Here is a 15,314-nt window from a genome sequence, read left to right on the forward strand (position 1 = left end):
CGGGCCTCATCGCGAGCAGGCTCACTCCTACACCCTGTAGGCGTGAGCCTGCTCGCGATGGCGGCGACTCGGTTTCAGACGGCAGGCGGGCCGGGGTAGCCGCAGTGCGCCCAGGACTCGGCGCGGGTGTACCAGGCCATCATCACCATTTGCTGCAGTGAGCTGTGGCCCATGCGCAGCAGGCTCAGCGAGCTGTTCTGCCAGCGTGCGAGAAAGTGACGCATGGCCTCGGGGCCGGCGTTTTCCCAACTGCCCCAGATTCCGGTGAGCGGCCCGCGCGTGACGGCCATGCCGAGCACGTCGAACAGTTGCCGGGTGAGTTTGAGCATTTCCGGCGACAGGTGATCGAGGCTGTAGTCCAGCGACTTGAGGGTGCCATCGACGGCGCCGGGCATTTTTTCGCTCGCCACGGCGCCCTCGAGCATCACTGGAATCAAGGCGCGCAGAAACAACAGATCACCGTCGCGCAATGCGGCGAACCCGTTGGCGGTCACGCTCGACGAACAGCCACTGAGGCTGGCGCCGAGTCCGGCAGTGGCAAGAAACGCGGTGGCGCCGAGGCTGAACTTCAGCAGGCCACGGCGCGACAGCGCAGGTGTTTCAGTCAGGCTTGGGTGCATTGTTTTTATTACCCGGCGGTGACAAGGGCTTAGCGGATGAACAGCTTCTGGATCAGTTTCTGAATCGATTTGCCGTAGGGCGGGTAAATCAGCCTGGACGCATTGAAGCGCTGCTTGATCAACACACCTTTGGCTTTACTGAATGTGAGGAAACCTTCATGGCCGTGGTAATGGCCCATGCCTGACGGGCCGATGCCGCCGAATGGCATATCGTCCTGCGCCACATGCAACAGGGTGTCGTTCAGGCACACGCCGCCGGAGTGGGTTTCGTGCAACACGCGGTGCTGTTCGCGTTTGTCGTAGCCGAAGTAGTAAAGCGCCAGAGGACGTGGTCGCTGATTGATGTAAGCGAATGCCTGCTGCAGATCCTGGTACGGCACGATCGGCAGCAGCGGGCCGAAGATTTCGTCCTGCATGACGGTCATTTCGTCGCTGACATTCAGCAACAGGCTGTGCGGCATGCGTCGGCCCTGACCGTGTTCGAACAATGGAATCAGCAACGCGCCTTTGCTGGTGGCATCACTGATGTAGCCATTGAGGCGTGCCAGTTGGCGTTCATTGATGATCGCCGTGTAATCCGGATTGTCGGCGAGGGTCGGGTAAAAACCCTGGACGGCCTGGCGATAGGCTTCGACGAACCCGCCGACGCGGTCTTCCGGCACCAGCACGTAGTCCGGTGCGACGCAGGTCTGCCCGGCATTCAGGGTTTTACCGAAGGCGATGCGTTCGGCGGCGTCCTTGAGCGGTACGTCGTGGGAGACGATGGCCGGCGACTTGCCGCCCAGTTCCAGGGTGACCGGCGTGAGGTTTTCGGCAGCGGCGCGCATCACGTGCTTGCCAATGCTGGTGGCGCCAGTGAACAGCAAGTGATCGAAGCGCAACCGGGAAAATGCCACGCCGACGTCAGCCTCTCCGAGCACCACGCAGACCAGGTCTTCAGGGAATACCCGGGCGAACAGTTGCTTGAGCAATTGCCCGGTCGCCGGGGTTGATTCGCTGAGTTTGAGCATCACCCGGTTGCCCGCCGCCAACGCGCCGACCAGCGGGCCGATGGCCAGATAAAGCGGGTAGTTCCACGGCACGATGACACCGACGACGCCGAGCGGCTGGAACACCACTTTCGCCGAAGCCGGCTGGAACGCCATGCCGACCTTGCGCCGCGAGGCCTTCATCCAGCCTTTGAGGTGGCGGCTGGCGTAATGAATGCCATGCAGGCTCGGCATCAGCTCGGCGAGCAAGGTTTCATCGGCGCTGCGATGGCTGAAATCGGTGCTGATGGCGTCGATCAGGGCCTGACGTTCGCTGCTGAGCAAATCGCGCAAGCTCTTCAGCCATTGCTGGCGTTGCGCGGCGGGGGGCATCGGGTTGGCGGCGTAGGCGGCACGTTGCGCGGCGAACAACCGGTCGAGCGCTTCAAGTGGCTCTTGCAAGGTTTGCAGGTAAGCAATATCGGCAGTCATTGAAGGCTCCGGTTTTATTATCGTGAGGACTTTCTAGAGTCTATGCTCTAGAAAGTCAAATGACTTCCTTGCGCAGCTTTGTTTTATCCCGCTCCGGATAGGTCGTAAGATGCCTGTCACCGCACTCTGAATTAAAGCTCAAGCCATGGCCCCACGAATAAAAACCAGCGAGCGCATCGTGCAGAACAGCCTGGAGCTGTTCAATCAGCAGGGCGAGCGCAGCGTCAGCACCAACCACATTGCGGCCCACATGGAGATTTCTCCGGGCAATCTGTACTACCACTTCCCCAACAAGCAGGCGATCATCGCCGTGCTGTTCAGTGAGTACGAAGCCCTGGTCGACAGCTTTCTGCGCCCGCCGCAGGGCCGCGCCGCGACGGTGGAAGACAAGCGTTTCTATCTCAAGGAATTGCTGTCGGCGATGTGGCGTTACCGTTTTCTGCATCGCGATCTCGAGCACCTGCTCGACAGCGACGCCGAGCTGGCGGCCCGTTATCGGCGCTTTTCCCAGCGCTGCGTGATTCAGGGCGCCGCCATTTACGAAGGTTTTGTCGCGGCCGGGATCCTGAAAATGGATCGCGTGCAGATCGAATCCCTGACCCTCAATGCGTGGATCATCCTGACGTCGTGGGTGCGCTTCCTGTGCACCACCCGGGAAAACTCCAATCACCTCAGCGAACAGGCCGTCAAGCGCGGCGTGTATCAGGTGCTGGTGCTGGAAGCCGGGTTCGTCACCGATCAGGCGCGCGAGCAGGTCAACGCATTGTTCGAGGAGTTCTACGTGCCGCTGGCCCAGGCCCTCGAAGACGTGAAGTAAACCGTATTGCCGACATCCCACAGGAGTCCGTCATGCCGATTGCGCAACTGATCAGCCCCGTCGCACTGGATGCCCGCAAGGAGCAGCCGGGGCTGGTGATTCTCGATTGTCGTTTTGCCCTCGAAGACCCGGATTACGGTCAGCGCAGCTACGCCGAAGGGCACATTGCCGGCGCGCATTTCGCCGATCTTGAACGTGACCTCAGCGGGCCTGTGGTCAAGGGCGCGACCGGACGTCATCCGTTGCCTGAGCCGGCGGCATTGATCGAGCGACTGCAAGCGTGGGGCATCAATGCCGACAGCGATGTGGTGCTCTATGACGACGGTCCCGGTGCCTACGCGGCGCGGGCGTGGTGGTTGCTGGCGTGGCTGGGCAAGCGCGAGGGTGTGTTCATCCTCGATGGCGGACTCAAGGCCTGGCACGGTGCGGGGTTACCGCTGAGCCTGGATGCACCGGCGAACAGCCGTGGCCATTTCAGCGGTCAGGCGGACATGGGCTTGCTGCTCAGCGCCGAACAATTGCAGCAGCGTCTCGGCCAGCCGGCGCTGACGCTGCTGGATGCGCGGGCCTTGCCGCGTTTCAAAGGGGAAGTGGAGCCGATCGACCCGATTGCCGGGCACATTCCCGGTGCGCAATGTGCGGCGTTTACCGAGAACCTTGGCAGCGACGGGCGTTTCCTGCCGGCGGACCAGCTCAAGCAGCGGTTTGCCGCCAAACTCGGCGATCGCTCGCCCGCGGCTCTGGTGGCGTATTGCGGGTCCGGGGTGACGGCGTGTCACAACCTGTTTGCGTTGTCCCTGGCGGGGTATCCGTTGGCTTCGTTGTACGCCGGGTCGTGGAGCGAGTGGATCAACGAGCCTTCCCGAGGCATCGCCACCGGCGAGTGATCCCCACGAGGTTCTCCCGGCAGGCTCACGCCTACAGCGGTTGTTCGGTGTTGGATGGTATTTGTCTGGCACTGCGATACGCCGCTGGCCCCACGCCGTATACCTGCTTGAACTGCCGACTCAGATGGCTCTGATCGGCGAACCCCAGTTGCATGGCAACTTCCACCGGCAGACAGCCGCTCTGCAACAGGCCGCGCGCTGTGGCGATGCGCTGTTGCATTAGCCAGGTGTGCGGCGGCATGCCCGTGGCGCGGCGGAACACCCGGGCAAAATGGAACGGCGACAGATTGACCGCCGCAGCCAGTTCCTCCAGCGACGGCGGTGCAGCCAGTTGCGCATGCAGCAGCTCCTTGGCCAGCACCACCGCGCGATGTTCCTTGCCCGGTTTGCCGCTGATCTGCACCGCCGCGTGGCGCTGCAACAGCAGCAGCATCATCTCGCGCCACACCGTCTGCTGTTGCAGGGCGGTGGCGGGGCTTTCCAGCAAACGGTGCAACTGGCAGAAACCGTTGACCAGATCCGGATCGCGGTACAGCGTCGCGCCGAAGGCCGGCATTGGTGCGGTCGGCAGTTCCAGCTCTTCGAGCAACGAAACGATCTGCCCGGTATCGGGATAAAACGCCCGGTACAGCCAGCCGTCCTCGGTGCCTTTGTGACCGGTGTGCAACTCATCCGGGTTGATCAGCACCAGCGTGCCGCTGCCGGCCAGGTGTTCGGCACCGCGATACCGGTAGCGCTGGGCGCCGGCCATGATCATGCCGATCACGTAGCCGTCGTGGACGTGGGGGGCGAAGCGATGGTCGATGTAGCGCGCCGATAACAGTTCGACCCCGGCCAATGGCGCGGTTTGCCAGAAACGGATCGACTCGCCCGTCTCGTTCATGGCGTCACACGGGCCAGCCATTGCGGGATACGCCGTTCCAGGTAGTAACCGGGCTGACGGAACGTGCCATCGACAAAGCCGACATGCCCGCCCTTGGCCTGCAGTTCGAATTGTGTGGTGGCGGACAGCTCCTGCGCCGAAGGCAGGCTGTGGGGGAAGACAAACGGATCGTCGGCGGCCTGAATGATCAGGGTCGGCGTGCGGACTTCACCGAGGAAATAGCGGCTCGAGGCGCGGCGATAGTAATCCTCGGCGTCGGTAAAACCGTGCAGTGGCGCGGTCACCCGGCCATCGAAATCCCAGAAGGTACGCATGTTTTCCAGCGAGCCGAGGGCGGCCAGCGCGGCGAGGCCATCCTCGCGTCCGTCATGCTGGAATTGCCGTTGCTTGTTCTTGATGTAGGCGACCATCTCGCGCATGAAGTGCGCCTGATAGACCCTGGAAAAGCCCTGGCCGATGCGGTCGGCGCATTGATCGAGACGAAACGGCACCGACACGGCGACCGCACCGAGTACGCCGCTGTCGCTGCCGGTTTCTCCCAGATGCTTGAGCAGCACGTTGCCGCCGAGCGAATAGCCGACTGCATACAGCGGCGCCAGCGGCCGTTTGGCGCGCAGGTGTCTGATGGCTTCGGCAAGGTCTTCGCTGGCGCCGGAGTGGTAACTGCGCGGCAGCAGATTCGGTTCGCCCGAGCAGCCACGCCAGTTCAGCGCGACACTGGCCCAGCCTTGATCGGCCAACGCCTTCTGAATGCCTGCGACGTAAGGTGAATTGGAGGAGCCGGTCAGCCCATGCAGCACCAGCACCAAGGGTGCCTCGGCACTGTGCGGGCCATGCCAGTCGAGGTCGAGAAAGTCGCCGTCCTCAAGCCATAAGCGTTCGCGCTCGCGTTCGATATGCACGGTTTTGCGCCACAGCGGCCCCCACAAGGTTTGCAGGTGCGGATTGCCGAGGCCGAAGGCCGGGGTGAAGCGTTCAGTTTCCAGAGGGCACACACCTTTTGTGGCGAGGGAGCCAGCTCCCGCGCCACAGGGTTCTTCAATACTTTCAGTTAACTGCCATGCGTTGCCACAACGCGTAATAGACTCGCCCGGATTTCTGCTCGCGGTGCAGGCGCCAGTTGCCCGGCAGGCCCAGGGTCGACGGCGCGGTTTCGCTTTCAGTGTAGATCCACGAATCGCGCGCCAGCCATTCGCGCTCTTCCAGCAATGTGCAAACGGCCGGCAACAGGTTCTGGTTGAACGGCGGATCGAGGAACACCAGGTCGAACGGCGTGGCGACCTGGGTTTCCAGGTAGCGCAAGGCATCGGCGGTCTGCACCTGGCCATTGGTGCAGCGCAGGGTGCCGAGGTGTTCTTTCAGGCTGGACACCGCGACATGGCTGGCGTCCAGTGCCTGGCCCATGGCCGCGCCACGGGACAGTGCTTCGAGAAACAGTGCGCCGCTGCCGGCGAACGGATCCAGCACCTTGGCCCCGGCCACATACGGCGCGAGCCAGTTGAACAGGGTTTCACGCACGCGATCCGGCGTCGGGCGCAGGCCCGGCGCGTCGGGGAAGCTCAGTTTTCGGCTGCGCCATTCGCCGCCGATGATGCGCAGTTGGTTCACGCCGTTGTGCACGTTTTGCGCAGGTTTTTTCGGTGTACGAGTTGCCATTAATGCTCCGGAACCCCGAGCGGTTGCTCGGCAGGTTTATCAGATGGGGCCGGTAACGGCTTTTGCGGCACGGTCGGGCCAGCGCTGACGATGACCATTTTGTCCGTGCTCAGGTGTTTGTTCAGGGCGTCGCGCACCTGTTCCACAGTCAGGCTCTGGGACTGTTTCATGAAGTCGTCCAGATAACTCAACGGCAGATTATAGAAGCCCATGGCGCCGAGTTGGCCGACGATGTCGGCGTTGCTCGCGGTGGACAGCGGGAAGCTGCCGGCCAGCTCGCGTTTGGCGTCGTCGAGTTCTTTCTGCGTCGGGCCGGTTTTCAGGTAATCGGCGAGTACGTCCTGCACCAGTTTCAGGGTGCCTTCGCTCATTTCCGCGCGGGTCTGCAGGTTGATCATGAACGGGCCACGGGCCTGCATCGGGCTGAACGCCGAATACACGCCGTAAGTCAGGCCGCGTTTCTCGCGCACTTCGCTCATCAGGCGCGTGCCGAAACCACCGCCACCGAGGATCTGGTTGCCCATCGACAGTGCCGCGTAATCCGGGTCATCACGGTCGATGCCCAGTTGCGCGAGCATCAGGTTGGTCTGCTTGGACGGGAACTCGATGTGGCCGGTGCTGGCCTTCGGTTCTTGCGGCGGCGCGATCTTCGCCAGGGCCGGGCCTTTCGGCAGGGCAGAGGACACTTGATTGGCGATGGCCTCGGCTTCGGCGCGGGACAGATCACCGACCAGCGCGATCACCACATTGCCGGCCGCGTAGGCTTTGGCGTGGAACTCACGCAGTTGCGCCAGGGTGATCTTCGGTATGCTTTGCGCGTTGCCGTCACTCGAGTGCGCGTACGGGTGGTCGCCGTACAGGCGCTTCATCAGTTCGAGGGTGGCAAGTTTGCCGGGGTTCTGTTTCTGGTATTCGAAACCGGCGAGCAACTGGTTCTTGATCCGCGCAAACGAGTCTGCCGGGAAGGTCGGCTTGCCGACCACGTCGGCGAACAGCTTGAGTGCCGGTTCGCGCTTATCGGCGGCGCTCAGGCTACGCAGCGAAGCCAGCGCCATGTCCTTGAAGGCACCGTTGCCGAAATCCGCTCCCAGACCTTCGAAGCCCTGGGCAATCGCACCGACGTCTTTGCCGGCGACACCCTCATTGAGCATCGCGTTGGTCAGCACCGCCAGCCCCGGCACGTTGCCGTCCTGACTGCTGCCGGCAGCAAAGATCAGGCGCATGTCGAACATCGGCAGCTCATGGGCCTCGACGAACAGCACCTTGGCGCCTTCGGCGGTGTTCCAGGTCTGTACGTCGAGTTTGCGGCTGGCCGGGGCCTTGCCGTCGAGTTCGGTCAGCGATTGCAGTTTCTGGCTCGACTTGGCGTTGTCCAGTGCTTCGCTGGCATGGGTCCCGGTGTCGGGTACCAGATAAAACGCGGCGGAGCCGATGACTGCCACGGCGATCAGGCCAAGCAGCAGGCGTGGGGATTTGCGCTTACTCATGAGTCGTCTCCAGTGGCAGGACGTGGGCGACGCTGAGACGTTCGCGGGTGAAATACAGCTTGGCGGCGTTCTGGATGTCTTGCGGGGTCACGCTTTCCAGATCGGCCAGTTCGGTGTCCATCAGTTTCCACGACAGACCGACCGTTTCAAGCTGACCGATGGCGGTGGCCTGGCTGGTGATCGAATCACGTTCGAAGACCAGGCCGGCGATGACCTGCGCACGCACGCGCTCCAGTTCTTCGGCGGACGGCGCGGTGGTCTTCAACTGTTCCAGCAGTTTCCACAGACCGGCCTCGGCTTGCGCCATGGTCTTTTTCTTCTGGGTGTTCGGCGTCGCCGACAGGGTGAACAGGCTGTCGCCACGGGTGTAGGCGTCGTAGCTCGACGAGCCGCCGGACACCAACTCTTCGCCGCGCTCCAGTTGCGTCGGGATGCGTCCGCTGTAACCGCCGTCAAGCAGCGCCGAGATCAGGCGCAGAGCGTTGACCGAGCGTTTGTCTTCGGCTGTGGCAATACTTGGCACGTTGAAACCGAGCATCAGGCTGGGCAATTGCGTCTGCACGTGCAGGGTGATCTGGCGTTCGCCGGGTTCGGCCAGTTCCAGCGGCTTTTTCGCCGGTGGCACGTCGCGTCTGGCAATCGGGCCGAAATAGCGCTGGGCGAGGGTTTTGACTTCGTCCGGAGTGACGTCGCCGACCACCACCAGCGTGGCATTGTTCGGCACATACCAGGATTGGTACCAGTGGCGCAGCTCCTCGACCTTCATCCGGTCGAGGTCGGCCATCCAGCCGATGGTCGGCGTGTGGTAGCCGCTTGCCGGGTAAGCCATTGCTTTGTAGCGTTCGTAGGCCTTGGACATCGGCTTGTCATCGGTGCGCAGGCGGCGCTCTTCCTTGATGACTTCGATTTCCTTGGCGAACTCGTCAGCCGGCAGGCGCAGATTGGCCATGCGGTCGGCTTCCAGCTCAAAGGCCACGCCCAGACGGTCGCGGGCCAGCACCTGGTAATAAGCGGTGAAGTCGTCGCTGGTGAAGGCGTTCTCTTCGGCGCCGAGGTCGCGCAGGATCAGCGAGGCTTCGCCGGGGCCGACCTTTTCGCTGCCCTTGAACATCATGTGCTCAAGCGCGTGGGACAGACCGGTCTGCCCCGGGGTTTCGTAGCTGGAACCGACCTTGTACCAGACTTGCGACACCACTACTGGCGCGCGATGGTCTTCGCGCACGACGACCTTGAGGCCATTGTCGAGGGTGAATTCATGGGTCGGTTGCGGGTCGGCCGCCAGGGCCGAAAGGGGCAGGCAGACTGTGCTGAGCAGCAGGCCAGCAGCGCGGCGGGCTAGAGCATTCATTCGTTTTTTAACCTGTTGGGCTGCCCGCTTGGTCTTAGCCTAGGCGGGCGAGGAGGTGCTAGGATACTGATCCGTTTTACCGGCGACCACGCCTATCAGGTTTTCAGGCTTGATACGGCTGTATAGGTTGGCGGCAGAAAGCTGCGGTTTATCGACTAGACTTCGCTTTTTCGCCGATTTTGCCGGTTGAGTCCTTCGTTTATACGATTCTTTGGGGTGCCGCTGGCGCCTCGACAACATGTTGCGCGTGAACAAGCTGGATGAAACACAGTCTGTTCTGCATCGAATATTTATTTGCCGGGGCGCCCTTATGGCGCGTCGCTACCGTGAGATAGCCGTCCTCCATGTTTGGTTCCAACGACGACAAGAAGACCCCAGCTGCGGCTGGCGAGAAGAAAAGCCTGTTCGGATGGCTGCGTAAGAAACCGCAGGAACCCGTTGTCGAACAGCCGCCTGCGATTCCTGAACCAGCCCCCGCGCCGGCACCCATCGTAGAAGAAGAGCCAGCCCCGATCGTTCTGCCGATCGCCGAGCCGGTGTTGCAACCGGTTGAGCCAGAGCCAGAACCGGAAGTGCCTGTGGCAGGCGGGGTGTCGCTGACGCCGGCCGCCGAGCCGTGGCTGACCTTGCCGGTGGCGGAAGAGCCGGTGGCGCTGGTTGAAGAAACTGCGCCGCACGTGACGCCGCCGATTCCTGCGCCTGCTGCGTTTGTTCCTGAAGCTGCACCGGCGCCGGTGCTTGAGCCCGTTGCCGAGCCTGCGCCGGCGGTGGTTGCTGAACCTGTTGCGCCTGCGGTCGTTGCCCCGGTTGTTCAACAACCTGCACCTGCACCTTCACCTGTCGCCACTGTGCCGGTTGCGGTGCCAGTTGAAACGCCGGTCGAAGCGCCACGCACCGAAGAAACCAAGGCCGGCTTCTTCGCCCGCCTCAAGCAAGGCCTGTCCAAGACCAGCGCCAGCATCGGCGAAGGCATGGCCAGCCTGTTTCTCGGTCGCAAGACCATCGACGACGACCTGCTCGACGACCTCGAAACCCGTCTGCTGACCGCCGACGTGGGCGTCGAAGCCACCACGCAAATCATCCAGCGCCTGACCCAGAAGGTCGCCCGCAAAGAATTGGCCGACGCCGACGCGTTGTACAAATCCCTGCAGGCCGAGCTGGCGGCGATGCTCAAACCGGTCGAACAACCGCTGAAGATCGTCTCGCAGAACAAGCCATTCGTGATTCTGGTGGTCGGCGTCAACGGCGCCGGCAAGACCACCACCATCGGCAAACTGGCGAAGAAGCTGCAACTGGAAGGCAAGAAAGTCATGCTCGCCGCCGGTGACACCTTCCGCGCCGCGGCCGTTGAGCAACTGCAGGTCTGGGGCGAACGCAACAAGATCCCGGTCATCGCCCAGCACACCGGCGCCGACTCGGCTTCGGTGATCTTCGACGCCGTGCAGGCCGCCAAGGCCCGTGGCATCGACGTGCTGATCGCCGACACCGCCGGTCGCCTGCATACCAAAGACAACCTGATGGAAGAATTGAAAAAGGTTCGCCGGGTGATCGGCAAGCTCGACGCCGACGCGCCGCACGAAGTGCTGCTGGTGCTCGATGCCGGTACTGGCCAGAACGCCATCAACCAGGCCAAGCAATTCAACCAGACCGTCGAACTGACCGGCCTGGCGCTGACCAAGCTCGACGGCACCGCCAAGGGCGGGGTGATTTTTGCCCTGGCCAAGCAGTTTGGCCTGCCGATCCGCTACATCGGCGTCGGTGAAGGCATCGACGATTTGCGCACCTTTGAAGCCGAACCCTTTGTCCAGGCACTGTTTGCCGAGCGGGAGCGTTCATGATTCGTTTCGAACAGGTCGGTAAGCGCTACCCGAACGGTCACGTCGGCTTGCATGAGCTGAGCTTTCGAGTCCGTCGTGGCGAATTCTTGTTTGTGACCGGTCACTCCGGTGCCGGTAAATCCACCTTGCTGCGCCTGTTGCTGGCGATGGAGCGTCCGACCAGCGGCAAGCTGCTGCTGGCCGGGCAGGATCTGAGCACCATCAGCAACGCGCAGATTCCGTTCCTGCGTCGGCAGATCGGCGTGGTGTTTCAGAATCACCAGTTGCTGTTCGATCGCACGGTGTTCAACAACGTCGCGTTGCCGTTGCAGATTCTCGGGCTGTCCAAGGCCGAAATCGCCAAGCGTGTCGATTCGGCGCTGGAGCGCGTGGCGCTGTCGGATAAAACCGATCTGTACCCGGGCGACCTGTCCACCGGTCAGCAACAGCGCGTCGGCATTGCCCGGGCCATCGTTCACCGTCCGGCCCTGCTGCTGGCGGACGAACCGACCGGTAACCTCGACCCGCGTCTGGCGGCCGAGATCATGGGCGTGTTCGAAGACATCAACCGGCTGGGCACCAGCGTGCTGATCGCCAGTCACGACCTGGCCCTGATTGCGCGCATGCGGCACCGCATGCTGACCCTGCAACGCGGTCGCTTGATCGGCGACGGGGAGGCCAGCGTATGAGTGCGACACGCAGTCCGAAGGTTTCCGAACGTGTGGCCCCGAAGGCCGCCGATCCGCAGCCACCGAAGAAGAAAAAACACGACGAAGACGACGGTCCCGACTTTGCCACGCTGTTCCGCGCCTGGGTCGAAAGCCATCGCGCCAGCCTGCTCGACAGCCTGCGGCGTCTTGGCAAGCAGCCGATCGGCAGCTTCTTCACCTGCATGGTGATGGCCGTGGCGCTGAGTCTGCCGATGGGCCTGTCGCTGTTGCTCAACAACGTCGAGCGTCTGGGCGGCTCGTGGCAGCGGGCGGCGCAGATTTCGCTGTACCTGCAACTCGATGCCGGCCCGGAGCAGGGCGAGTCGTTGCGCGAACAGATCAAAGGCATGCCTGGCGTGGCGGATGCTGAATATGTCGGTCGTGATCAGGCGCTGGAAGAGTTTCAGCAACAGTCCGGCCTTGGCGAAGCCCTGCGCGAACTGCCGGAGAACCCGCTGCCCGGCGTGGTGCTGGTGACGCCGAACGAGGTCGACAAGCCGACCCTGGAAGCATTAAGACAAAAACTTTCCGAGCTGCCCAAGGTACAACAGGCGCAACTTGATCTAGTCTGGGTCGAGCGTCTGGCCGCGATCCTCAAGCTCGGCGACCGGTTTGTCTTCGGTCTGACGGTGCTGCTGGTTTCTGCATTACTTTTGGTGATAGGCAATACCATTCGTCTTCATATTGAAAACCGCCGAATCGAGATCGAAGTGATTAAACTCGTCGGCGGCACTGACAGCTATGTGCGACGTCCCTTCCTTTATATGGGCGCGTTGTATGGTTTCGGTGCCGGGCTGTTGTCCTGGGGCGTATTGGCGTTTGGCCTGAACTGGCTGAACGATGCGGTGGTTGGACTGGCCGGCTTGTACGGCAGTGATTTCGCGCTGGCCGGAGTGCCAGTTGCCGACGGTCTGTCGCTCTTGCTTGGCGCGGTGCTGTTGGGTTATATCGGTGCATGGATTGCAGTCGCGCGTCATCTCAGGGAGCTGGCGCCGAAGTAGAATCTTTTTTGCGCGTGATTGGCCTTGTGGTTTTTTGGGAACTTGTACCTGAGTTCCCGGTCAATTTTTCGCAGTGCTGAAAGGCACGAGTATGTAAGTCGGAGGTTTTTTCGCATGACCAATTCTTTGCAACCTGCGTATGCGCTGGTTCCGGGTGCGAACCTGGAAGCCTATGTACACACCGTCAACAGCATTCCATTGCTGACGCCGGAGCAGGAGCGTGAACTGGCCGAGAGTCTCTATTACGAGCAGGATTTGGGGGCGGCTCGGCAGATGGTGCTCGCCCACCTGCGATTTGTCGTACACATTGCCCGTAGCTATTCCGGCTACGGCCTGGCTCAGGCTGACCTGATCCAGGAAGGTAACGTCGGCCTGATGAAGGCCGTGAAGCGCTTCAACCCGGAAATGGGCGTGCGTCTGGTGTCGTTCGCCGTGCACTGGATCAAGGCGGAAATTCACGAATTCATTCTGCGCAACTGGCGCATTGTGAAAGTCGCGACCACCAAGGCCCAGCGCAAGCTGTTCTTCAACCTGCGCAGCCAGAAGAAACGCCTGGCGTGGCTGAACAACGAGGAAGTCCACCGTGTGGCGGAAAGCCTCGGTGTCGAGCCGCGGGAAGTGCGCGAGATGGAAAGTCGCCTGACCGGCCATGACATGGCCTTCGACCCGGCCGCCGAAGCGGACGACGACAGTGCTTTCCAGTCGCCGGCCAACTACCTGGAAGACCACCGGTACGACCCGGCGCGTCAACTGGAAGATGCTGACTGGAGCGACAATTCCAATCACAACCTGCACGAAGCGCTGGAAGTGCTGGACGAACGTAGCCGCGACATCCTCTACCAGCGCTGGCTGGCAGAAGAGAAAGCCACGCTGCACGACCTGGCGCAGAAGTACAACGTGTCGGCCGAGCGGATCCGTCAGCTCGAGAAGAGCGCGATGAACAAGCTCAAGTTGTCGATCGCCGCATAACCGGCGCTCAGGCAACAAAAAACGCCCCGATCAGCGATGATCGGGGCGTTTTCATTTCAGGCTTCACACAAAACCCATGTGGGAGCGAGCTTGCTCGCGAAAGCGGAGTGTCAGTCACCGCCACTGCTGAATGATCCACCGCATTCGCGAGCAAGCTCGCTCCCACAGGGGATCTTCAGCGTTATTCAGACCAAGGCGCCCGGCGCGAATCATCGAGCCCCAGCAGATAACTGGTTCCGCCCAATTGACTCATCTGCTGCCGAATCCACCCGGCCCGGCGCGACACATAAGCCGTCGGATGGCTTGCGCTCCAGACGCGGGGGTTGGGCAGAACGGCCGCCAGATAACTCGCCTGCTGTCGTGTCAGCGACTTTGCGCTTACGCCAAAGTGATGGCGGGCCGCAGCCTCAGCGCCAAACACCCCGTCGTCCCACTCGACGCTGTTGAGGTACACCTCAAGAATCCGTTGCTTGGGCCAGAACACCTCGATCAGCGCGGTAAACCAGGCTTCCAGGCCTTTGCGCAAATAACTGCGACCCGACCACAGAAACAGGTTCTTCGACACTTGCTGGCTCAAGGTGCTGGCGCCGCGAATCGAACCACCCAGCTCGTTATGCGCCAATGCGGCCTGGATCGCACTGAAATCAAAGCCCCAATGCTCCGGAAACTTCTGATCTTCACCGGCCATGACCGCGACTTTGAGGTCGTCGGAGATCTCGTCCCACGGTTTCCACGTGCGTTGCAGGTCGATCGGTTCGCCGTCGACCCAGGATTCGACTTTGCGCTCGACCATCAGCGCCGTGCCGGGCGGCGGCACGAAGCGGAACAGCAGGACCAGCACGACGCTGCCACCCGCGAACCAGAGCAGGGCCTTCGAGAGGCGACGGAAAATTGTACGCAGCATAGAGATGGCTTGGCCGAACCCGTGGAGCGGGCCATTATACAGACCCTGCCGATCGAGTCTGACTGGAGTTCCCAATGCTGCGTGGCTTTCTGATGCTGGCCGCTTTTTTCGGTTTCACGGGTGTCGCCCTGGGGGCCTTTGCTGCCCATGGCCTTAAAGCCCGCCTGACGCCTGAGTATCTGGCGATTTTTCACACTGGCGTCACCTATCAACTGGTGCATGCTCTGGCATTGTTTGGTGTAGCGCTGCTGGCGACGCAGATACCAGGCCGACTGGTGACGTGGGCCGGGGTTTCTTTCACTGTCGGCATCCTGTTGTTCTCCGGCAGCCTGTATGTGTTGACCACCACCGGCATCAGCAAGCTCGGCATCATCACGCCGTTCGGTGGCCTGGCGTTTCTGGTCGGCTGGTTGTGCCTTGGACTTGCCGCCTGGCGCCTGCAGTAAACCGCTTGACGCTTGGTGCTGACCTTTAGGTCATGATCGGGCTAGAATGCCACCCCCTAAAAATGATGGCGGCCTAGCGCATGCGCATTCAGTTGAACGGCGAATCCCTTGAACTGCCCGACGGTGAAACCGTTGCGGCCCTGATCGCCCGTATGGACCTGACCGGTCGCCGGGTGGCAGTCGAACTCAATCTGGATATCGTCCCGCGCAGCCAGCATGCCGACACCGTTCTCAACGACGGCGATAACGTCGAAGTGGTGCACGCCATCGGCGGCGGCTAATCGCCCGGTTCGCAAGGGCACAGAATTC

16 protein-coding genes are annotated in these 15,314 nt (G+C 61.9%); 8 read left to right on the top strand and 8 right to left on the bottom strand.

What is annotated here, in order from left to right; genetic code table 11:
* Positions 1 to 74: 74 nt before the first annotated feature.
* Positions 75 to 620 carry a twin-arginine translocation pathway signal protein gene (locus PseuLF5_RS14505; protein ID WP_340133830.1) on the bottom strand — a complete coding sequence of 182 codons (546 nt, stop codon included), beginning with the start codon at positions 618 to 620 and terminating at the stop codon, positions 75 to 77.
* A gap of 29 nt (positions 621 to 649) precedes the next feature.
* On the bottom strand, positions 650 to 2,080 hold the full coding sequence (locus PseuLF5_RS14510; RefSeq protein ID WP_340133831.1) for a coniferyl aldehyde dehydrogenase: 1,431 nt from the start codon (positions 2,078 to 2,080) through the stop codon (positions 650 to 652).
* A 145-nt stretch (positions 2,081 to 2,225) separates the two neighbouring features.
* Here PseuLF5_RS14510 and PseuLF5_RS14515 point away from each other — a divergent pair, with 145 nt between their 5' ends.
* Both PseuLF5_RS14515 and PseuLF5_RS14520 read left to right on the top strand, forming a co-directional pair.
* Complete coding sequence (locus PseuLF5_RS14515) at positions 2,226 to 2,897, top strand: TetR/AcrR family transcriptional regulator (protein WP_123469587.1); 672 nt, start codon at positions 2,226 to 2,228, stop codon at positions 2,895 to 2,897.
* Positions 2,898 to 2,929: 32 nt separating this feature from the next.
* Positions 2,930 to 3,784, top strand: coding sequence for a sulfurtransferase (locus PseuLF5_RS14520; protein WP_340133832.1), 855 nt, complete (start codon positions 2,930 to 2,932; stop codon positions 3,782 to 3,784).
* Positions 3,785 to 3,815: 31 nt separating this feature from the next.
* On the opposite strand, the gene PseuLF5_RS14525 is transcribed toward PseuLF5_RS14520, so the two are convergent.
* The 5 genes from PseuLF5_RS14525 to PseuLF5_RS14545 are packed head-to-tail and all read right to left on the bottom strand — an operon-like array spanning position 3,816 to position 9,158.
* A complete protein-coding gene (locus tag PseuLF5_RS14525) occupies positions 3,816 to 4,667 on the bottom strand; it encodes an AraC family transcriptional regulator (protein WP_128614685.1) in 852 nt (283 codons plus the stop codon).
* The gene (locus PseuLF5_RS14530; protein ID WP_128614684.1) at positions 4,664 to 5,662 is read right to left on the bottom strand and encodes a hydrolase; all 999 of its coding nucleotides are present in this window, start codon (positions 5,660 to 5,662) and stop codon (positions 4,664 to 4,666) included. Before PseuLF5_RS14530 ends, PseuLF5_RS14525 begins: the two co-directional genes overlap by 4 nt.
* Before the next feature lie 52 nt (positions 5,663 to 5,714).
* The gene (gene rsmD, locus PseuLF5_RS14535) at positions 5,715 to 6,323 is read right to left on the bottom strand and encodes a 16S rRNA (guanine(966)-N(2))-methyltransferase RsmD (RefSeq protein WP_340133833.1); all 609 of its coding nucleotides are present in this window, start codon (positions 6,321 to 6,323) and stop codon (positions 5,715 to 5,717) included.
* Positions 6,323 to 7,810, bottom strand: coding sequence for a M16 family metallopeptidase (locus tag PseuLF5_RS14540; RefSeq protein ID WP_267796690.1), 1,488 nt, complete (start codon positions 7,808 to 7,810; stop codon positions 6,323 to 6,325). Before PseuLF5_RS14540 ends, rsmD begins: the two co-directional genes overlap by 1 nt.
* On the bottom strand, positions 7,803 to 9,158 hold the full coding sequence (locus PseuLF5_RS14545) for a M16 family metallopeptidase (RefSeq protein ID WP_123469575.1): 1,356 nt from the start codon (positions 9,156 to 9,158) through the stop codon (positions 7,803 to 7,805). The genes PseuLF5_RS14540 and PseuLF5_RS14545 overlap by 8 nt, the downstream gene beginning before the upstream one ends.
* 344 nt (positions 9,159 to 9,502) lie before the next feature.
* On the opposite strand from PseuLF5_RS14545, the gene ftsY reads away from it, so the two are divergent.
* From ftsY to rpoH, 4 genes are all read left to right on the top strand, one after another.
* Positions 9,503 to 10,996, top strand: coding sequence for a signal recognition particle-docking protein FtsY (ftsY, locus tag PseuLF5_RS14550; RefSeq protein WP_340133834.1), 1,494 nt, complete (start codon positions 9,503 to 9,505; stop codon positions 10,994 to 10,996).
* A complete protein-coding gene (ftsE, locus tag PseuLF5_RS14555) occupies positions 10,993 to 11,664 on the top strand; it encodes a cell division ATP-binding protein FtsE (protein ID WP_009051326.1) in 672 nt (223 codons plus the stop codon). The genes ftsY and ftsE overlap by 4 nt, the downstream gene beginning before the upstream one ends.
* Positions 11,661 to 12,686 (top strand): permease-like cell division protein FtsX, encoded by a 1,026-nt coding sequence (gene ftsX / locus PseuLF5_RS14560; protein WP_336347494.1) that lies wholly within the window; start codon positions 11,661 to 11,663, stop codon positions 12,684 to 12,686. Before ftsE ends, ftsX begins: the two co-directional genes overlap by 4 nt.
* 114 nt (positions 12,687 to 12,800) lie before the next feature.
* Positions 12,801 to 13,655, top strand: coding sequence for an RNA polymerase sigma factor RpoH (gene rpoH, locus PseuLF5_RS14565; protein ID WP_003229146.1), 855 nt, complete (start codon positions 12,801 to 12,803; stop codon positions 13,653 to 13,655).
* Between the two features lie 181 nt (positions 13,656 to 13,836).
* On the opposite strand, the gene mtgA is transcribed toward rpoH, so the two are convergent.
* On the bottom strand, positions 13,837 to 14,559 hold the full coding sequence (mtgA, locus tag PseuLF5_RS14570) for a monofunctional biosynthetic peptidoglycan transglycosylase (RefSeq protein ID WP_340133835.1): 723 nt from the start codon (positions 14,557 to 14,559) through the stop codon (positions 13,837 to 13,839).
* A 74-nt stretch (positions 14,560 to 14,633) separates the two neighbouring features.
* Here mtgA and PseuLF5_RS14575 point away from each other — a divergent pair, with 74 nt between their 5' ends.
* Together PseuLF5_RS14575 and thiS are read left to right on the top strand one after the other, a co-directional pair.
* Positions 14,634 to 15,005: a DUF423 domain-containing protein gene (locus PseuLF5_RS14575; protein ID WP_222834117.1), complete on the top strand. Its 372-nt coding sequence runs from the start codon at positions 14,634 to 14,636 to the stop codon at positions 15,003 to 15,005.
* Between the two features lie 80 nt (positions 15,006 to 15,085).
* Complete coding sequence (gene thiS / locus PseuLF5_RS14580; protein ID WP_027610571.1) at positions 15,086 to 15,286, top strand: sulfur carrier protein ThiS; 201 nt, start codon at positions 15,086 to 15,088, stop codon at positions 15,284 to 15,286.
* Positions 15,287 to 15,314 lie beyond the last annotated feature (28 nt).

The organism is Pseudomonas sp. LF-5 (assembly GCF_037626295.1).
Taxonomy (GTDB): Bacteria; Pseudomonadota; Gammaproteobacteria; order Pseudomonadales; family Pseudomonadaceae; genus Aquipseudomonas; species Aquipseudomonas monsensis.